The following is a 19,752-nucleotide window of genomic DNA, read 5'->3' as shown; positions in this document are numbered from 1 at the left end:
TTAGCTCTCCTTCTTCTCATCAGAAGCAGACTCGTCAGCCTCAGCGGCAGCACGCTCTGCACGGCGACGCTCAGCAATGCTCAGCTGCTTCTCCTCCGGGCTGCGGAGGCGACCGGCACCACGGTACAGCGGCGTAGCGCCCAGCGACTCAGGCGACAAGCCCGAGTGGCGGTGACCCTCACCGAAGTAGCGGGTATTCGCCAACAGAGTCAACATCGGGTGGGTGAACAGGTACACGACCACAAGGTCAGCAATCGCAGTCAAACCAAGAGTGAACGCAAAGCCCTTCACCGAACCAACCGACACCACGTACAGCACCACAGCAGCCAGCAGGTTCACAGCCTTCGACGCCAAAATAGTGCGGGATGCACGCTGCCAACCGTGGTTCACCGCCGACGGGATCGTGCGGCCAGCACGGATCTCATCACGGATACGCTCAAAGTAGACGATGAACGAGTCAGCCGTAGCACCAATCGCCACAATCAGACCCGCCACACCAGCCAGGGACAGGCGGTAGTTCAACGCCCAACCCAGCAGCACAATCGCCTCATACGAGATGATGCCCGCAACAATCAGCGACGCAATCGTCACAAAGCCCAGCAGACGGTACTGGAACAGCGAGTACACGAACACCAGCAGCAGACCAATCAGGCCGGTCAGCAGACCCACACGCAGCTGCTCCGAACCCAGGGTCGCAGAAATCTGCTGCTCCGACTGGATCGTGAAGCTAATCGGCAGGGCACCGTACTTGAGCTGATCGGCGAGAGCCTTCGCCTCCTGCTCGGTGAAGTTACCGGTAATCTGCGGCTTACCATCAGAAATCACAGCCTGCGACACCGGGGAGGACAGCACCTTGCCGTCCAGCAGAATCGCGAAGCGGGCACGCGGATCGTTTGCGTTCTGTGCACGAATCGCGTTCAGGCGAGAAGTAATGTTCTGGAACTTCTCACGAGCAGCATCGTTGAACTGAATGTTCACAGCCCAACGGCCCGTAGTCACGCCCTGACCGGTCGTCTCCTGCGAGTGGCTTGCAGTAGAAATATCGCTACCGCTCAGCTCCACAGGACCCAGAATGTACTTCTCCTGACCGTCAGTGGAACACGCCACCATCGGCTTAGTCGGGTCCGCACTATCGGCGTCCTCATTACGTGCCGCGGTGCAGTCCTTCGCCTCATACTGCTTGTACAGGTCCGCAGTAATCCAGTTACGGTCCGAACCGTCAGTCGGCTCCGCGGACGGCTTGGGCAGCTTATCGTCCGCAGTGCGGGCATCCTCAGCCACCGCAGTACCGGCACCGGCTACAAGAACCGGGCGGAACGTCATATTTGCAGACGCCTGAATCAGCTGACGAGTCTCAGCGCTAATCGTTCCGGGAACCGAAACAACCACGTTATTACCCGAGCCGAAGGAGGTGGTAACCTCCGCCTCCGAAACGCCGGCACCATCAACGCGCTGACGAATAATCTCAACCGCCTGGTTCAACTGCTCCTGGGAGACGTTCTCATCCGAAGAGCCATTGACCTTCGGAGAAAGAATCATCTGAGTACCACCCGAAAGGTCCAGGGCGAGCTTCGGTGCCCAAGAACCTCCCGCGTAGGTGGTGCCGAAAATACCGGCAGCCATAACAACCATGAGCAGGACCATCGAGAGGAGCGCCCCTCGCGCGGCTGCAAGCGGTGAACGCTTAGCCATAATGTTCCTTCTTCGTGTGAATAGTATTGAGTGTTCTACAGATTCCGTAACGCGAAAACCCGACGCCGCTCACTGGGCGCCGGGCTCATACGCGCTGAATTACTTAGCAGTATCAGAAGAGGTATCGGAAGCGGGAGCTTCGGATGCGGTAGCCTCGTACGCGTCCTCGGTCAGGGGTGCCGCGGGGGCTTCCTCCTCAACGACAGTCATAATCGCGTTCAGTGCCAGGGTGATAACAACACCGTCCGCAATCTGAAGCTGCAGCTTGTTGTTCTCAAGGTCAGTGCTGACAACGGTGCCGTAGATGCCGGAAGCAGTCATCACCTGGGTGCCGGGGACGAGAGACTGCTGCATTGCGCGCAGTTCCTCCATCTGCTTACGCTGACGCTTCTGTGCAGAGAACATCATCCATGCCAGCAGCGCCATCATGGCGATCATAATCAGGAGGTTAAAATCCATGGTCTCACTTTCACATCCGCACCCGTGCCGCTCACCGCGAGGGTTGAGCGTACCGGAAGGTGTGGAATCGTAGATACAGTACGTATCCATCCTACGCGAGAGCATGAGCTTTAGCGCCCCGAACCAGCGTTTTTGTGAGGTTAACCTGAGTTTTGGACTCTATCGGCGTAATTTTATGTCGCCAATAAAGACCAGCAGAGCCCGGTAGAGCCCAATGGAACCCGACAGCGCCTGCAGAACCGGTAGAAGAGCTTGCCGCGCCTGCAGAAGAACTACCGCCCCTGCAGAAGAGATACCGGGGGGCACAGAGAAGCCCGCAGGAGGCGGATACCTCCCACGGGCTACTACAGTGTTATCAGCTGATACGGGCCTAAAGCTGATACGGATCTAGAGCTGAATCTCCGGTGCTTCCAAGTCGAGGTGCTCCCACGCCGCGGGCAGAGCCACACGACCGCGCGGGGTACGACCGATCAGACCCTCACGCACCAGGTACGGTTCGGCAACCGTCTCCACGGTCTCCGTCTCTTCACCCACCGCAATGGCGAGGGTGGACAGACCCACCGGACCGCCGCCGAACTTGTGAATCAGCGCCTCCAGTACGGCGCGGTCCAGACGGTCCAGGCCGCGCGAATCCACCTCGTACATGTCCAGCGCGGTTGCGGCATCGGTCGCGTTAATGCGGTCCACGCCGTTCACCAGCGCCCAGTCACGCACACGGCGCAGCAGGCGGTTCGCAATACGGGGCGTGCCGCGGGAACGACCGGCAATCTCCGTGAAACCCTCGGAGGTAATCTGCATATCCATCAGACCCGCGCTGCGGCGCAGTACCAGCTCCAGCTCCTCCACCGAGTAGAACTCCAAGTGACCGGTAAAGCCGAAACGGTCACGCAGAGGACCCGGCAGCAGACCCGCACGGGTCGTCGCACCCACCAGGGTGAACTGCGGTAGCTCCAACGGAATGGAAGTCGCACCCGCACCCTTACCGACCACAATGTCCACACGGAAATCTTCCATCGCCATGTAGAGCATTTCCTCAGCCGGGCGGCTCATACGGTGAATCTCATCCAGGAACAACACCTCACCGGGAGTCAGCGAAGACAGAATCGCCGCCAAATCACCCGAATGCTGAATCGCCGGGCCGGAGGTAATGCGCAGCGGCGCCTCCATCTCTGCCGCAATAATCATTGCGAGAGTGGTCTTACCCAGACCGGGAGGGCCCGACAGCAGCACGTGGTCGGCGCTACGGCCACGCATCTTCGAAGCCTCCAGCACCAGAGACAGCTGCTGACGCACACGGCGCTGACCCACAAAGTCGTCCAGGGACTTAGGGCGCAGTGCCGCCTCAATCATCTTCTCTTCAGGCTCTTCTTCCATCGCCACCAGGCGCTGGGCGGGAGCTGAAGACGCCTGAGTGCCGGGCACCTGACCGGGAAAATACCCGCCGGAAACCAGGGACGCCGCGGGCTGCGGCTCATAGGGATTCTGGCTCATAGAATTCTTCTTTCACAAAAGTTTGAGTGGGATACGTCGAACAGGGCGCGCCGCTTAGTGGCGGCCCACCGTGTTCTGAGTACCCAAGGATGCGAGCACACCGCGCAGAGCCACACCCACCGGTTCAGTCTCTGCGGCAGGGTTGTGCTGCACGTAAGCGTCAATAGCGGCGGAAGCGTCCTTCTCGCTCCAGCCCAGGGAGGTGAGAGCGTCAAGCACCTGCGGCTTCCAGACAATGCCCTGGCTCAGCGGTAGCTCATCAGTCTGACCATCGCTGAGAATCAGCTTGCCGGCAAGCTCCAGCACAATACGGCGGGCACCCTTCGGACCGATACCGGGAACCTTCGTGAACGCCTTATCGTCACCGGTTGCCACGGCGCGCTCCACCTCAGCGGCAGTGTGAACACTCAACACCGCCAGAGCAATACGCGGACCAATACCGGAAACCGAAAGCATCATATCGAACACTTCACGCTCGGCAGGCTCCGAAAAACCGTACAGAGTCATCGACTCTTCACGCACAATCATGGTGGTCAGCACGGTGGCTTCCTCACCGGTGCGCAGCTTGGAGAGAGTACGCGCGGTAGCGTACACGAGCATGCCGAAACCGTTCACGTTAATCACCGCATGATCAAGGCCAACCTGAGCCACACGACCGGTCAGGGATGCAATCATTTCTCTCCACCTTTCAACACCGCGCCCAGGAATGAGGCTCGCGGCAGTGTGAGGGCACCGGGAACTCCGGCACCCGCAGAACGCACTCCCCCAGTTCACGGGGAGACACTACAAGTATATTAGAATATTTCTTCTGAAATCAAGCATGTATTCGAACTTCTTAGCGAATACATGCGAGTCAGCAGGAGGCAAGGCACAGGCCCACAAAGGCACCTCTAGCGGCGGCATCTCTAGCGGCGAGCGCGCGCCTCCGCCTCCATCCAGGCACGCTGCGCCGGAGTCAACAACCCGCCACGGCGAGCCTGCGCCGGGCGTGAACCCTGGTGAGTCTGCGTCTGAGCAGACATATTGATACCCGAACCGATGCCGCCGCCACGCCAACCGTGACAAATCGCAATCGCCAGGGCATCAGCAGCATCGGCGGGCTTCGGCATGGAATCCAGCCCCAGAATGCGGGTCACCATGCGACCCACGGAGGCTTTATCGGCGCGGCCGCTACCGGTCACCGCCGCCTTCACCTCCGAGGGGGTATGGAAGAACACCGGCACGCCGCGCATCGCCGCCGCAGAAATCACCGCGCCCGAAGCGTGCGCCGTACCAATCACCGTGTTCACCTGCTCCTGAGCGAAGATACGCTCAATCGCCAGGGCATCCGGCTTGTAGGTGTCGAGCCAGTGGGAGGCGGCGTTGAAAATCCAGAGAATACGCTGGTCCAGGGACTCCGCCGGGATCGTGCCGGCAACACCCACGTTCACGAAGTGCGCCTTACGGTCGGCGGTCATATCGAGCATGGAGAAGCCGCAGCGGGTCAGACCCGGGTCAACACCCATGATGCGGGTTGCACCCGGCACACGCTCCACAGCGGCGGCAGTACGGTTCTCACGCATGCTATCGCGTGCGGCAGGTTGAGCAGCGGCCATCATCTCCCCTTTCGACAAACTCCCTCTAGAATCTCTAGATTCTAGCCCTTCAGAATCCTAGCACCCGGCACCGGGGCATGCCACGAGCACGGTCACCGGGTAAACGGTCACCGCGCGTCCCGCGAAAAGTACCCGGCGCATCCCCAAAATAGCCCCAGACACTAAGAAGCCACTCCCCCAACCAGCCACCGCGCGGCGGCTCGGTTAAAGGAGCGGCTTCTTCAAGCATCAGATATCAGAACCCGAGTGATTACTCAGCTATGATTACTCAGCTTCCAGCTCTGCCATAACCTCGTCAGAGACGTTAGCGTTCGAGTAGACGTTCTGAACGTCGTCGAGCTCTTCAATAGCATCTGCCAGCTTCATGAACTTCTTAGCACCCTCAGCGTCCAGGTCAACCTGCATGGTCGGGCGGAAGACCGGGTCGTCGTTGTTGTACTCCAGGCCAGCCTCGTCCAGTGCCTTACGGATCTCGGGCAGGTCGGTCGCTGCGGAAACAACGGTGAAGATATCGCCCTCGTCCAGAACCTCTTCAGCGCCTGCATCCAGAACAGCCATCAGAACGTCGTCCTCGGTCAGACCGTCAGTCTTGGTGACCTCAGCAACGCCCTTACGCTCGAACAGGAACGCAACCGAACCCTGGTCAGCCATGGTGCCGCCGTTACGGGTCACAGCCAGGCGAACCTCAGACGCTGCACGGTTACGGTTATCGGTCAGACACTCAATGTACAGAGCGGTACCCTGCGGGCCGCGTGCTTCGTACATGATTTCGGTGTAGTCAATGGTCTCACCGGTCAGGCCAGCGCCACGCTTGATTGCGCGGTCAATGTTGTCGTTAGGAACGGAGTTCTTCTTCGCCTTCGACACAGCCAGGTCAAGAGCGGGGTTACCAGCAATATCAGCGCCACCCATACGTGCCGCAACTTCAATTGCCTTAATGAACTTCGCGAAAGCCTTCGCGCGCTTAGCGTCGATAGCAGCCTTCTTGTGCTTAGTAGTCGCCCATTTAGAGTGACCGGACATTCGTATCTCCCTTAGTCAAAACCTCTGCACGGACACGGCGAAACGCCCCGCGCACTGTACTATAACTCAATCAACTATACCGTAGCGGAGGCGCACACCACCTCAGAAAGTGCACGCCACCGCCAGGAATAGGCTAGCGGGGGCGGGACGCAGCCGAAGCGCGCGCCTTCTCCACCAGCGAGTCGTCAATCGTGTTCGGCGTGAACTCGCCAAACTTACGCTGAGCCGCCTGCTTAATCAGGTAGTCCGAAATCTTCGGGTTCTTCGGCAGCAGCGAACCGTGCAGGTAAGTGCCAATCACGTTGTGCACGCGCGCACCCTCATACGCATCGGTCACGTTGTTGCCCTCACCCTTGGTGACGGTAGCCAGCGGGGTGCAGCCGGAACCCAGGTAAGTCAGGCCCGAGTGGTTCTCAAAACCAATCACGGTACCGAACTCCTCAGACTCCTCAACAATGTTGCCGATCAGGCGGTCATCGCCGCCGACCGTGTGCGCATCAAAAATGCCGATACCCTTGAGCACCTCACCCTCACGGGTGCGGAATTCCTTGCCGAACAGCTGGTACAGGCCACAAATGACGAGCATCGGCACGCCAGCCTCAGCCAGCGAGCGCAGCGTGTCACCGTTCGCGTGCAGGTCGTCCTGAATCACGGACTGACCGGAATCCTGGCCGCCGCCGCCCAGAATAATGTCAACATCCTCCGGGAAGGGCTGACCGGGGTTGTGGTCCAGAATCTGCACGTCAAAGCCGTGTGCCTGCGCGCGACGAGCCAACGCCAGGGTGTTGCCCCAGTCGCCGTAAATGTTCATGTCGAGCGGGTACAGCTGCAGAATACGCAGAGTCTTACCGTTATTGGGGCCGGAGGCGGGGGTGCCCTCAAAAGTGTGAGTTGCCGTCATTAGGAGACCCTCTCAACGTCAGTAATCTTTGCGAGCTCTTCACGCAGAGCCAGCATTGCGGTGTAGGTGCAGAAAATACGCATGGGCGCGTTACCGCTGGAGGCAATGAAGCCCTTGAGCGCATCGGCGAGGTTCTCGTTGACCTCGTCAACCTTCACTCCGTCATGATCCAGGCGCAGCGCCATATCCCAGGCGCGCACACCCGAGACCATCTGCACGCCGGTCTTCTTCAAGCTGTCGAAGTCAACATCCCACAGCCAGGACACGTCACGACCGTCAGCGTACTGGTCGTTAATCGTAATCATGGTGGCGTAGTCGTCAGCGTTCGCGCTCGCCAGGGACAGGCGGAAACCGCTCGGGTTCTTCACGAGCAGCAGCTGCAGCGGGCGGCCGTTCACGTTCAGGGTCTCACCGCGACCGAAGGCGGGGGTAATCTTTGCCAGCTCCGCGATGAGCTTATCTTCGTTGAGCTTCTCGCCCATGACGGCGCGGGTCAGTGCCATAGCGCCAGCCGCGTTGAAGATGTTGTAAATGCCGTAGAGGTTGATCTCGCCGACTCGCTCCACACCCGCCAGATCGAAGGTTGCGGAGGTGCCGGAGAACGCAGTCAGGGTGACGTCGGCATCGGGCAGGGTCGCCTTCGCGACGGTGCCGCCGCGCATCTCATCATCCGAGGGGAAGTACGAGCGCAAGGACTCATCCAGACCGTAATACTTGACGGTCACGCCAGGCTGCACGTTCTCAGCGAGGGAGCGGATGCGCGGGTCCTCACGGTTGAGCACCACGGTACCGGTCGTTGCGGAGGCGACGGTCGCCAGCATGCGGCGGGTCGTGTCAATCTCACCGAAGCGGTCCAGCTGGTCACGCAGAACATTCAGCAGCAGAGCGTAATCGGGCTTGACGGCCTTGACGAAGTGCACGGCGTGCGCCTCGTCCAGCTCAAGCACAGCGATATCAGCGTCAAGCTTGCCGCCGAGGGTCATCTCGCCCAGCAGTGCCGCGGCAACACCGCGCACAAAGTTCGAGCCGGTGCGGTTAGTGAAAACCTTCAGACCCTGAGCTTCAAGCAGCTGCACAGCCATCTTCGTGGTGGTGGTCTTACCGTTCGTGCCGGAGACAACAACCACGCCGTAGGGCAGCTTCGCGAGCTCTTCAGCAACGAAGTCGGGGTGCAATTTTTCCATGACAAGGCCGGGGAAGGCGGAGCCGCCGCCGCGAAGCTTAGTCGCGGCGCGTACGCCCTGGCCGAGAAGACGAATGAGGGGTTTGGACATGCTTACCATTTTAGTACACGCACGCTAACGGCTGAATGTGGGGAGCGGTATCGTTCGCTCATGCCGGACGGGGCGGGGTTACTGGGGTTTTGGCGCAGGGGGTGCGGGGGGTTTGGCGCAGGGGTTTGGTGCGGGGCTCCGGCTAGAGCGGAGCGCCGGGGGTATTAGAACAGCGAACCCGCCTAGTACAGTGAACCCATCTAGAACAGAGAACCCTGCACCCTCACCCGCGTGAACTCCTGCGCCGGCTCCACGAGTACATTCCGCCACGCGGCAGTATTCACCAGGAACGCCGCGTCAGCATCGCCGGTGTGGGCGCTCAAAAACTGACCCGCCGCACCCGTACAAAAGAAGCCAGCCGCCCCACTCTCCAGACCAGAATCGCAGGGTGCCAGAGGTTCGGGCGATTGCGCACGCAACACCGCATACGGGCGGTTCATGGCAAGCGACGGAATCCACGGCTCATCCAGGGCGGTGAGCGGCACCTCCGGCTCGGTGCGCGCCAGTTCGGCGAGCGCTTCGCGGGCGCGGGCAACCGCCTCCTGGTGGGCAGAGCGAAGCTGCGCGCCGGGCAGCGGGTTCGTCCAGGCACGGTACTTGCTCGCCATCTGCTTGACCTGCGGAATCTTCGCGAGAGCGGTCACGGCATCCTCGGCGCGGCGAATGGCAAGGCCGTCGGGTGCGAGCGCAATGTAGGTGGCGGTGGCGACCGCCTGCTCGTCCAGGCGGCGCGGGGTCGAATGCAGGGAGCTCGTGCCGACCTTGTGCGTGCCGTCGGGGAAGGTCGCGATGTAGAGGCGATGCTCCAGCATGGCGTAGGCGCGCATGGATTCGGTGAGCGTTCCGGGGTACAGGTGCGCGCTGTGCAGGGCGGTAAATTCGTCGCGGGCGGTGCAGCGCGGGCACTGCTGGCCACGCTGGATGCGGGTGCCCTCCGGGCAGGGTACGCGGCGGATTCCCGCGGATTCGGGGGCGGCGTCATTGCTCGTGCCGGTGGTGTAGCCGGCGCAGTAGCGGTAGAGTTCCCCCTCGCTATCGCGCGGAATGCGCAGCCCCAGGTAGGCGCCGGGGGTCAGCGGAATCTGGATGCGAACCCCGCTCGGAACGCCACGCTGCGCAGGGTTGCTTTCCTGGTTAGGGGCGCTCTCCCCCGCCGCTTGAGACGCCCGGTTATGAGTTCCTTCCGCGACCCCGCCGGGCACGACCGGTTCCACTTCAATGAGCGGGCGGCGGTTGGACCAGCGGATCTGCCTCCAGATGAGCAGCTGCGGCGCGCCTACAGAATCACCGGCGGCGGCATTATTACCGGCGGCGGGCGCAGCACTAAACTCGTCGAAAGCAGTCTCAAGCAGGTTGGGGTAGTCCATAGCATTCCACTCTAACGGGTCTGGTACATCTAGTGCTGGCAAATCTAGCGGGTCTGGCGGGTTCGTGGCACGACCGGCGGGCTCACCCTAGACGTTCCGCACATTCCCCGCGCGCTCGCCCCCACACGCATCTGCCACGCGCATCCGCAGAACACAAAAAGAGGCCAGCGTCCTTCACGCTGATCCGCACCCCTCGCAGTGTTGCCGTGCGTTCACGCACGACGGGGTGGGTTCTCAGCTGAGGCGCTGACCTCTGTGGTTGAGGCAGGGCGCTTACCCTGCCAAGCCCGAAAGCGATCGGTGACCGCTATTTTTCGGTGAGCTATGCGGTGTTCATGGAAGCCGGAAGCTTCCCCGCAGCCTTGCTGCATTTAAAACTTTGCCATATCCAATGGACATAACATCATTCAAATACGCGTCGACCGCCTAATCTACGCATTTATGAAGCAAGTTTTTTCTGCACTGGTTGGCAAATTGAAGGAAATAGTGCAGATTTTCAAACTCACCAAGCCTGCCAACCGGGTCGCCGGACTGTCTAGACCGGACTGTCTAGACCGGACTGTCTAGCTGAGTCGATCAAACCCCTCCGCAATGGCCACGCGCATATCGTCCAGCGTGCGGGACATGGTCTTGGTGTGAGCGATAATCGGCAGGAAGTTCGTATCTCCACTCCAGCGCGGCAGAATGTGCTGATGCAGGTGATCAGCAATGCCCGCGCCGCCCACCTTGCCCTGATTAATGCCAATGTTGAAGCCGTCATTATGCGACACCTCACGCAGAACCTTCATGGCAAGCTGGGTCAGCTGTGCAATCTCCATGGTTTCAGCCTCGGTCGCATCATCGTAAAACGGGATGTGGCGGTACGGGCAGACCAGCAGGTGACCGGGGTTGTACGGGTAGAGGTTGAGAATCACGAAGGCATGCTCGCCGCGGTGCACAATCAGCGACTCTTCGTCACTGCGGCTGGGCGCGGTGCAGAAGGGGCAGGTCTTCTCGGTGTAGTCCTTCTGGCCACCGCTCACGTAGGCGGTGCGGTGAGGGGTCCACAGGCGCTGGAACTGGTCCGGTGCGCCGGGCAGCTCAAAGGAATCCTGCACCGAGGCTGCGGTGCCGTGCTCGGGGGTCGTGTTCTCGCTCATAGTCCCATTCTATAGCCCGCACGCGGCAACAGGAACGCCCCACCCGCCATGCGTGCCAGATATGAGATAACTCCCCCGGCGGCGGCCTTAGTCGTGCTGCTTTTCCAGGTGAATGATGCGGGTGGCACCCTCAAAGGTCATGGGGAAGCTCAGCACGCCGTCCTCCATGACGAATTCCTTGGTTTCCTTATCGGAAGCGTACGGTGCACGCGCCAGCTTCGCGCGGTCCACGCGGGAAATGTAGCTGAAGTTGCCGGTCTTCGCCTCGAAAGTGCCAACCCAGAAGGGGGTTGCCAGCTCTTCGTGGTTCAGGTGGTAGGTGACCTCGATAATGCCGTCGTGAATGACTGCGTCCATGTAGTTCTCAAGGTTGGTAGAGTCCTGCTGAACCCAGGTGCCGTCCATGATTTTCTGCGAGCGCGCAACGGCTGCCGAGGAAGGCATGGGCGCCGCGGTGTATGCGGTCTGTTCCTGAGCATCCGGCGTATAGCTACCGGCACCCGCCGGCGCGGGGGTTTCAGTGGGCTGGGTCGCGGTAGGGTGAATCGACGGGTCCTGCGAGGTATTGACCGCCGCCTTAATTCCGGTGCTGTCGTCGCCGGGGGCGGGAACGGCGCTGGGCTCGACGGTTTCAAAAGCTGCGGGGTCAACAACCGCACTTGCGGAGGCGTTATTCGGTGCGGGTGCACACGCGGTGAGAGAGAGCGCGCCGAGTAGAGCGAGCGCGCCCAGAGTGGACTTAGGTACCACGAACGTGTCCTAACAGAGTATGTGTTTGAGTGAGTTTGTGAGTTGAGTGGTGCCTCCCCGTGAGTGAGGTGGGGATACGACGACACCCCGTAGCGCATTGAGGCTACAGGGCGTTCGATAACCGGCACGGTAGATAGTTTATAGGCTCTGGCTAGGAGTTTCACCAGTGGCGGCCATTTTTAAAAGATAGTTTGGTCACATTAGATCTTAAGTTGAGGGGTTTTTCGCGCACACGAGCCCCAATTTGCACTCTCCACGGGCTAATTTTGCCTCGACAAGGCGAAATATCCCGCACGGTGGCGTGGGCGGCAATTTTCTTGCCTTCGTCTTGCCTTCGCGTAGGCTCGGCACCCAAACCCACCGCTTCAATAAGTATGCGGTGTGGGTTTGAGCGCCAAGCCTCAACTGAACTGTTATATCTGCGCTGCTATCTGCGCTACCGCAACCGAGCCGCTACAGCCCGGTTACTGTCCGCAGGGTATTTGCGAGCGGACTACTGCTTGCGGGAACGCAACGAGAACTTTTCACGAATAATCGTGAACGTCTAGCGGGTCTCCTCCAGCAGGGCGACCGGCTCCTGCTCGCGCACCGCAACCTCATGAGATGCCGAGGAGTCGGCAGGTTCACCAGCCCGCGCGGCGCCGGGCGCGGTGTTCGGGGTAGCCTCCGCAGAAGCTGCCGCAGCAGCACCCGGAGCGCCAGGAGTACCAGGGGCAGTAAAGCCCGCGGCGGCGCTGAAACCGGCGCGGCGTGCCGCCTCCGCCTCCGAAGGAACCGGGTGCACGCCGTCCTCATCCACAACCTCACGCAACGTGTAGTCGTGGGCTTCACGGCGCGCATACTCACGAGCCAGCAGGGCACGCAACTCAGAAATCTCCTGGCGAAGATCGTCCACGTCAGCCTTGGTTGCGGGGTACTCCTGCTCCTCCCTGCCACCAAACTTTTCGATAATCCAGCTCGCGAGCGCACCGGTAGCAACCGCGACCAAGCCCCCGCCGTACAGCATGACGATCACGGCGATGACCCTGCCGATACCGGTGACCGGGTAAACGTCTCCGTAGCCGACCGTGGTGAGGGTCGTGAACATCCACCAGTAGGCGGTGGGCAGGTCACGAATCATCGCGCCCGGCTCGGAGGACTCCACCGAATAGATCGACAGGGCAAACATGATGATGAAGATCGCGGTGTAGCCGAAGAGCTTCATCCCCAGTTCGGAGAGCCTCTTATATTGGCGGTTGGCGGTCATATAAATCATGGAGAGGAAGCTGACAATACGCCACGCGGGCAGCAGCACAATCGCCAGGTTCATCAGGTTATGCGTGATGAAGTAGAGTCGCCGCGGCGCCAAGTACAGGCGAATGCAGTAGTCGGCGGCGAATAGGCCCCACAGGATCATCTGAATGATGTTGAGGTACGCGTCGTACGGCTCCTGAATGCGTGTGCTCATGATGGGCGCGGCGAACGCGAGCAGGTACAGTACGGACGCCACGAACATGGGCGTGGAGGAGCGTTCCTCCCACGCCGCCAGGTTCTTCTCGCCGCGGTACTTGCTGAGCGTGCGGAACAGGCGGGTGCGCGGGGCGCGACGCGGCGGGTCCGTGACGGTGCGGGTGACCGTGCGGATGGTCGTGGTGTGCGTTTCAGGTTCGCCTACGTCAATAATCTCGGCGGCGCCATCAGGGCCACCCGGGGATCCTGCTTTCTGGGTGCCCGCTTTCGGGTCGCCCTGCTTGCCGTGCGGGTGATGCGTGGTGCGGGTGATGCGACGCTCCTCGCGGTGCGTACCGTCCGGCGCGTCGGTGGTGGCGTATTCTTCGACGACCTCTTCGTAGTCGTCGGGGTCCAGGTCGGTGGAGTAGACGGAGTGGGTGCTGTCCAGGCGGGCGCTATCAATCTGCACGGCATCAACCTGTACTGCCTCCATGCCGGGGGCGGTAGCCTCTGCGGGGCTACTTGCTGCAGCACTAGTTTTGGCGGCACTGGATTCTGCCGGTGCCGACTGGGTATAACCAGCCTTCGTGGTATTCTCAGCGGCGGCTTCAGATGCGGTAGTTTCAGATGCAACAGTTTCAGGGCGCGCAGACGCACCCACCGGGCTGTTCCCCGGAATATTGCCCGAGGTATTCCCCGAGGTATTGGGTGCTGTGCCGTTCTTTACCGTGTTGTCTGTCTGGTTCTGTTCTGCCTTATCCATAGTGTGAATGATACTCCACGCCGTTGCGTTTGCGTTTCTATTTCGTTGCACTGTGACCTTGTGCTGTGACCTTTGGGCGGCGGTCTTTACACCGCGGTTTTGTGCACGATACTGTGTCGAAATCGGGCGGCAGTTCGGTTGCGGTTGAGAACCGTTCGGGTGCGAAGATGACGGTGTATTGTGCGGGTGTGGATCGTAAGGAACGTAGTGTGCCTGCGGGTGGCCGCGTGTTTGTGGAGGATTTGGGGGTGCGTGCTTCGGCGGGTTCTCCCCTGTTCTGTGGTGTGGTGACTTCTGATAGTACTGCCAGCTGGAATGTTACGGCGCTCGGCGGGCGTGCCTAAGAGCAGCTGCGGCGCTAATAAAGCCTGCACAAGGGAAAACAGGCACCTCTGGTAACGATTATCTTTTGTATTAGAGGTATATTAAGAACGGACTACCCGCCGTTATTAACCAGCCGTTATCAATCAATGGAGATACACCGATGACCGCTCAGTCGCCTGATACCACTGAGGTTGAACTTCCCAAGTTCTACGAATTCATTCCCAGCATTCTTGCTTACCTATCTGACGGCAACTCCCGCACCAATAAAGAGATTTATAGCGCTGTAGCAGAGCGCTACCCGCTTTCTGACGAGCAGCTACTACCCTACCTGCCGAACGGCAAGCGTCCCGTCTATGTGGACCGCATTAGTTGGGGCTTGACCTATCTCAAGATGTTCGGTGCGGTTGATTCCCCTCGCCGCGGTCAGCAGGTTATTTCTGACGAAGGCTTGAAGCTGATTGAGGCTCATCCTGGGGGCATCCCCGATGATGTCGTCGCGCATATCGTTCGTTCCGCCCGCAGCACGCGTGAGCGTTCCCAGTCTGATAGTTCCGAGCAGGACCCGCAGGAAACCCCGAAGACCGCTACCAAGACTGTTGCCGTCACGACTGCACCCTCTGAGGTGTCTGATAGCACCCCGCAGGAACTCATTGATGAAAGCATCACTCAGATTGAGTCCGCGCTGACGCACGATATTTTGGAACGCGTCCGCGCAATGTCTCCGACTGCTTTTGAGCATCTGGTGGTGGATGTTCTGTTGGCGATGGGCTACGGCGGCCCGGCAGGACGCGGCACCGTTACTCCGGCTTCCAATGACGGCGGCGTGGACGGAATCATTGACCAGGATGCGTTGGGTCTTTCAAAGATTTATGTCCAGGCTAAGCGTTACGCCAAGGACAATGTGGTGGGACGCCCTGCCCTTCAGAGCTTTGTGGGCGCACTGCATGGCAAGGCAACGCAGGGAGTGTTCATCACGTCGAGCTCCTATACGTCTGACGCACGCGGCTATGCGGAGGAACTTGGTGGCGGAGTTTCCCTCGTTCTGATTGATGGTGAGCACCTGGCGCGCCTCATGATTAAGTACGGTGTTGGCGTACAGGTGGCACGCACGTACACCATCATGAAGCTTGATGAGGACTTCTTCGACGAAGCCTAAACGTTACACAAGCGTGGGGTGGAAAGCATGTAGCTTTCTGCCCCACGCTTTCTTTTGGGTTAGCCGCCTTTTGGGTTAGCCGCTGGAATGTTACAACCCTCGGCAGCCGCGCCTAAGAGCGGCCGCGGCGTTCAGAGTGTGGTGGGTGCGCCTCCGCAGGCCCGGGCGTATTCCCCCGGAAAGCCAGCAAATACGCGGCAAACCACCGCATCAGCACGGTGTATAACCCACCCCCTTTATGGTGACAAGTAGTCGCCAAGCTTAGCCATAGCTAAGCGGAAAAGACGGTGTTCAAGAGCACATACTGAAAGGTAAGACAGTCTCACTAAGGAGATTCATCATGACCACCGTTGTGTCAAACACTTCCAAAGCACTCAAGTCCCCCTACGAAGACACCCTCAAGCGCCTACTCTCCGACGCGCGCGCCGAGGCAGTCGAATCCAGCGTCTCCGAACTCGAACGCCTGGCAATCTCCCACGACGCATCCCACTACCTGCTCGTGCCCGCCGGCCTGATCCGCCCCGACTCCGCCGAAGACGTCGCAAACATCTTCCGCGTAGCTGGCGACCTCGGCCTGCCCCTCACCTTCCGCTCCGGCGGTACCTCCCTCTCCGGTCAGGCAAGCGGCGACGGCCTCATGGTTGACACCCGCCGCCACTTCAAGAAGATTGAGGTCCTTGAAGACGGCAAGAAGGTGCGCGTGCAGCCCGGCGCGACCATCATGATGGTCAACAACTACCTGGCACCCTACGGCTACAAGCTCGGCCCCGACCCCGCCTCCTGGTCCGCCTGCACCATCGGTGGCGTGGTTGCGAACAACTCCTCCGGCATGTCTTCGGGTACCAAGTACAACACCTACAACACCCTCGACTCCATGGTGTTCGTGCTCCCCAGCGGCACTATCATCGACACCGCCGAGCCGGACGCTGACCAGAAGTTGCGCTCCCTCGAACCCGAAATCCACGAGGGCCTGCTGCGCCTGCGCAAGCGCGTGCTCGAGAACCCCGAGTCCATGGCGAAGATTCGCCAGCAGTACTCCATGAAGAACACCATGGGTTACGGCCTGAACTCCCTGGTCGACTTCGAGACCCCCGTGGACATTCTGCAGCACCTGCTGATTGGTTCGGAGGGCACCCTCGGCTTCGTTGCTTCGGCAACCTACCGCACCCTGCCGATTCTGAAGAACATTTCCACCGGCCTGCTCGTGTTCGACAACCTCATCGATGCTGCACGCTCCGTGCCCGAACTGGTTGCTAACAAGCTCGCTACCGTTGAGCTGATGGACGCCACCAGTATTCGTGTGGCTCAGCGTACCGGCCAGGCTGCGGAGGCGCTCGCCGCCATTGACGTGAAGGACCACGCCGCTCTGCTGGTTGAGTTCCAGGGCAACTCCGAGCAGGAGCTGAGCGACCTTGCCGCCGCTGCAGCACCCATGTTTAAGAGCCTTCCGGTGGCTTCGCCGGTGTCGATGACCAGCAAGCTGTCTGAGCGTAACGCCCTGTGGGCGGCACGCCGCGGCCTGTACACCACCGTCGCGGGCAACCGCCGCTCCGGCACCAACGCGCTGCTCGAAGACGTGGTCGTGCCCGTCGAAGTTCTGGGTAACACCTGTAGCGACCTGACCAAGCTGTTCGACTCGCACGGCTACCAGGACTCCGTGATTTTCGGTCACGCGAAGGACGGTAACATCCACTTCATGCTGAACGAGCAGTTCCGCGACCCGAAGCAGCTGGATCGCTACCGCGAGTTCACCGAAGAAATGGTTCAGCTGATTCTTGCCGCTGACGGCTCGCTGAAGGCTGAGCACGGCACCGGCCGCATCATGGCTCCGTTCGTGAGCCGCCAGTTCGGTGAGGAACTCTTCGACGTGATGCGCCAGATTAAGCGCCTCATTGACCCGAAGGGCTTCATGAACCCCGGCGTGCTGCTCGCCGAGCCGGACACCGACTACGTGACCGACCTGAAGGTCGCTGAGACCGTTGAGGAAGAAGTCGACCGTTGCGTGGAGTGCGGCTACTGCGAGCCGGTCTGCCCCTCCCGCAACCTGACTCTGACCCCGCGTAAGCGCATCGTGCTACGCCGTGAGATTGCTGCCGCTGAGGCGAACGGCGACCACGAGCTCGCTGAGCGCCTGCGTAAGGAGTACGAGTACTACGGCATTGAGACCTGTGCTGTGGACGGCATGTGCCAGACCCGCTGCCCCGTGAACATTAACACCGGTGACCTGATTCGCCGCCTGCGTTCTGAGAACCAGGACAAGCTGGCCGCTACCGGCTGGAAGGTTGCCGCACAGCAGTGGGGCATCATGGACAAGGTCGCCGGCAAGGCCCTGACCGTGGCGAAGAAGCTGCCGTTCCCCGTGGTGCACGGCACCACCGACATTGCCCGCAAGGTCATGGGCGACGACATGGTTCCGTCCTACAAGAAGGACCTGCCGGTTGGTGGCCCGGCGCGTAAGCCGCACAAGGACGCAACCGCTGAGATTGTGTTCTTCCCCGCCTGCGTGAACTCCATGTTCGGTGGCGTGGACGGCGACGGCAAGCACGACCCGGTCAACGCAACCCAGGCGTTCATTCGCCTGTGTGAGCGTGCGGGCGTGAAGTACCGCATCCCGGACAATATTGGTGAGATGTGCTGCGCTACCCCGTGGAAGTCGAAGGGCTTCACCGACGGCTACTCGATCATGAGCGACCGCGTGCTGAAGTCCCTGTGGGAGGCTACTGACGGTGGCCGCCTGCCGGTCGTGTGTGACGCTTCGTCCTGTACTGAGGGCCTTGAGGTGATGCGCCAGAAGGTTATTAAGGCGCTTGAGCACAAGATCGTGAACGGCCTGAAGCCGGGTGAGCCGGACTACTCCCGTCTGCGCATGTACGACGCGGTGCAGTTCGCCGCGGATAACATGCTGGATAAGCTGAGCGTGTCTGCTCCCCTGCCGTCGATTGCGTTGCACCCGACCTGCTCGATGACTCACCTGGGTACTCAGCCTGCGTTTGAGAAGATTGCGAACGCGATGAGTGACGACGTGTACGTGCCGAAGCACTGGGGTTGCTGTGGTTATGCGGGTGACCGCGGTATGCTGCACCCGGAGCTGACTGCGAGCGCTACGGAGGCGGAGGCTGCGGAGCTGAGCGAGCAGAAGCAGTTCGCCGCATATATTTCGGCGAACCGCACCTGTGAGCAGGGTATGACGGAGGCGACCGGCCACAGCTACCAGAACGTGTTGCAGCTGCTGGAACGCACCACCCGCTAAAAGGCTGAGCGCATAGCAGCGGTATGAAGAAGGGACCCGGTGGGCTATCTGATGGATAGCCTGCCGAGTCCCTCTTTTTATCTGTTTTAGTGCTTCTAGGCTCTTCTTTAGGCAGTGACCAGATGAGCCCCCAGCGCGTTCTGTGCAACTGCCTGCACCGGGCTCAAGTCGCTTTCTAGGACGACTGAGCCGTTCGGAATCATCTGTGCGTACTGCAAGAAGGTGCCAATCGTCAGGTCTTCGTGTGCGGTTTCCGGTTGGGTAACGCCAGATGCGCTCGCAACGGTTGTTACACCGCGTGAATCTTGTCCGAGGTTACGTACGCGCTCGGCTTGGATAATCTGGGCGTAGAGCGTTCCGTTGATTTCGGTGACGATAATGACGGCTGACTCTCCGGCGACGTTACGGGAGCGGCGGAAGACGTCAGCGACCTTCTCACCGGGTGCGGCGGGGATGACATGGCACTCTCCCCCAGCGCGTTGAGCCGCTAGGGCTACGAGTGCGCGGTGTTCTGGATTGCGGCGGGCAGACAGGTTGAAGCGCCCCGCGATGCGAGCTCGTTCTTTCATCACTTCAATGCTTGCCATTCTTCAATCCTTTCAAATGCGCCTTCTACGATAAAGGCTGTTGCTTCTTCGTATGCGGCGTTGCTTTCCATAATACTATTCAGGGGCCGGTTCTCTTCGACTATGGAGCGGTCGCTGCGGTACTTGTAGCGATGGTAGTGGAAGTTCCGATGGGAGGAACAGCCACGAATCACCTGCCAGTACTGATCCTGTGTCCTTTCGTCGCGGCAGGATAGGGCAATACTGAAGTTGTACGCCATATCTCGAGCCGGGTCGGTAGCGGTACAGGTTGTGTGGCGGTCTGTGATGCGGAGGGTGTTCTCATCGTCGAGGTATGAGATGACGGGAGGGTAATCCCAGGTTTCGGTGCAGCTGGGGCACCGACAGTAGAATTTCTCGCCAGATATGAGGCGTTTCTTTTTCGCCATGGTTGTCGCTCCTTCATGTGGGTATCTGAACCCTACCGTGATTTTGAGGAGCGTGTGCACCCCGTTCGGCAATCTGTGGAAAACTAGCCTCGAAAGCGAGAAAAAGATGACTTGTGGAAAACAGTGCAAGCTACCTTTGAATC

Annotated in this window: 17 protein-coding genes; 3 read left to right on the top strand and 14 right to left on the bottom strand. The window is 60.2% G+C overall.

The features are described 5' to 3' along the window. From secD to AB8C10_RS03680, 12 genes are all read right to left on the bottom strand, one after another. Entirely contained in the window at positions 1 to 1,692 is a 1,692-nt protein-coding gene (gene secD / locus AB8C10_RS03735) for a protein translocase subunit SecD (RefSeq protein ID WP_368866869.1), read from the bottom strand. 99 nt (positions 1,693 to 1,791) lie between these two features. Next, positions 1,792 to 2,151: a preprotein translocase subunit YajC gene (yajC, locus tag AB8C10_RS03730; RefSeq protein WP_368866868.1), complete on the bottom strand. Its 360-nt coding sequence runs from the start codon at positions 2,149 to 2,151 to the stop codon at positions 1,792 to 1,794. 387 nt (positions 2,152 to 2,538) lie between these two features. Further along, the gene (ruvB, locus tag AB8C10_RS03725; RefSeq protein ID WP_368866915.1) at positions 2,539 to 3,525 is read right to left on the bottom strand and encodes a Holliday junction branch migration DNA helicase RuvB; all 987 of its coding nucleotides are present in this window, start codon (positions 3,523 to 3,525) and stop codon (positions 2,539 to 2,541) included. A gap of 171 nt (positions 3,526 to 3,696) precedes the next feature. Beyond that, positions 3,697 to 4,317, bottom strand: a complete 621-nt coding sequence (ruvA, locus tag AB8C10_RS03720; RefSeq protein ID WP_005505871.1) for a Holliday junction branch migration protein RuvA — start codon at positions 4,315 to 4,317, stop codon at positions 3,697 to 3,699. 230 nt (positions 4,318 to 4,547) lie between these two features. Further along, on the bottom strand, positions 4,548 to 5,237 hold the full coding sequence (gene ruvC, locus AB8C10_RS03715) for a crossover junction endodeoxyribonuclease RuvC (RefSeq protein WP_368866914.1): 690 nt from the start codon (positions 5,235 to 5,237) through the stop codon (positions 4,548 to 4,550). Between the two features lie 264 nt (positions 5,238 to 5,501). Further along, positions 5,502 to 6,260, bottom strand: a complete 759-nt coding sequence (locus tag AB8C10_RS03710; protein WP_070506196.1) for a YebC/PmpR family DNA-binding transcriptional regulator — start codon at positions 6,258 to 6,260, stop codon at positions 5,502 to 5,504. A gap of 133 nt (positions 6,261 to 6,393) precedes the next feature. After that, the gene (locus tag AB8C10_RS03705; RefSeq protein WP_070688395.1) at positions 6,394 to 7,161 is read right to left on the bottom strand and encodes a type 1 glutamine amidotransferase; all 768 of its coding nucleotides are present in this window, start codon (positions 7,159 to 7,161) and stop codon (positions 6,394 to 6,396) included. Continuing rightward, the gene (locus tag AB8C10_RS03700; RefSeq protein ID WP_060824727.1) at positions 7,161 to 8,444 is read right to left on the bottom strand and encodes a Mur ligase family protein; all 1,284 of its coding nucleotides are present in this window, start codon (positions 8,442 to 8,444) and stop codon (positions 7,161 to 7,163) included. The genes AB8C10_RS03705 and AB8C10_RS03700 overlap by 1 nt, the downstream gene beginning before the upstream one ends. A gap of 191 nt (positions 8,445 to 8,635) precedes the next feature. Further along, entirely contained in the window at positions 8,636 to 9,802 is a 1,167-nt protein-coding gene (locus AB8C10_RS03695) for a hypothetical protein (RefSeq protein ID WP_368866867.1), read from the bottom strand. A gap of 563 nt (positions 9,803 to 10,365) precedes the next feature. Beyond that, positions 10,366 to 10,941 (bottom strand): HIT domain-containing protein, encoded by a 576-nt coding sequence (locus AB8C10_RS03690; protein ID WP_368866866.1) that lies wholly within the window; start codon positions 10,939 to 10,941, stop codon positions 10,366 to 10,368. An 87-nt stretch (positions 10,942 to 11,028) separates the two neighbouring features. After that, positions 11,029 to 11,691, bottom strand: a complete 663-nt coding sequence (locus tag AB8C10_RS03685) for an aspartate ammonia-lyase (RefSeq protein ID WP_368866865.1) — start codon at positions 11,689 to 11,691, stop codon at positions 11,029 to 11,031. Between the two features lie 544 nt (positions 11,692 to 12,235). Next, on the bottom strand, positions 12,236 to 13,885 hold the full coding sequence (locus AB8C10_RS03680) for an ion channel (RefSeq protein ID WP_368866864.1): 1,650 nt from the start codon (positions 13,883 to 13,885) through the stop codon (positions 12,236 to 12,238). A gap of 113 nt (positions 13,886 to 13,998) precedes the next feature. Here AB8C10_RS03680 and AB8C10_RS03675 point away from each other — a divergent pair, with 113 nt between their 5' ends. The 3 genes from AB8C10_RS03675 to AB8C10_RS03665 all read left to right on the top strand — a co-directional run bounded on the left by AB8C10_RS03675 (position 13,999) and on the right by AB8C10_RS03665 (position 18,615). After that, positions 13,999 to 14,229, top strand: coding sequence for a hypothetical protein (locus AB8C10_RS03675; RefSeq protein WP_296546301.1), 231 nt, complete (start codon positions 13,999 to 14,001; stop codon positions 14,227 to 14,229). A 140-nt stretch (positions 14,230 to 14,369) separates the two neighbouring features. Further along, positions 14,370 to 15,365, top strand: coding sequence for a restriction endonuclease (locus AB8C10_RS03670; RefSeq protein ID WP_005505835.1), 996 nt, complete (start codon positions 14,370 to 14,372; stop codon positions 15,363 to 15,365). Positions 15,366 to 15,705: 340 nt separating this feature from the next. After that, the gene (locus AB8C10_RS03665; protein WP_368866863.1) at positions 15,706 to 18,615 is read left to right on the top strand and encodes an FAD-binding and (Fe-S)-binding domain-containing protein; all 2,910 of its coding nucleotides are present in this window, start codon (positions 15,706 to 15,708) and stop codon (positions 18,613 to 18,615) included. Between the two features lie 107 nt (positions 18,616 to 18,722). On the opposite strand, the gene AB8C10_RS03660 is transcribed toward AB8C10_RS03665, so the two are convergent. Both AB8C10_RS03660 and AB8C10_RS03655 read right to left on the bottom strand, forming a co-directional pair. Beyond that, the gene (locus AB8C10_RS03660; RefSeq protein WP_303982654.1) at positions 18,723 to 19,202 is read right to left on the bottom strand and encodes a hypothetical protein; all 480 of its coding nucleotides are present in this window, start codon (positions 19,200 to 19,202) and stop codon (positions 18,723 to 18,725) included. After that, on the bottom strand, positions 19,184 to 19,752 hold a 569-nt coding region (locus AB8C10_RS03655; RefSeq protein ID WP_368866862.1), incomplete at its 5' end, for a hypothetical protein. The genes AB8C10_RS03660 and AB8C10_RS03655, both read right to left, overlap by 19 nt.

This window comes from Rothia mucilaginosa (assembly GCF_964210535.1).
Classification (GTDB): domain Bacteria; phylum Actinomycetota; class Actinomycetes; order Actinomycetales; family Micrococcaceae; genus Rothia; species Rothia mucilaginosa_F.
Note: the sequence above shows the minus strand (reverse complement) of the source record. Positions and strands in the feature narration are given on the sequence as shown.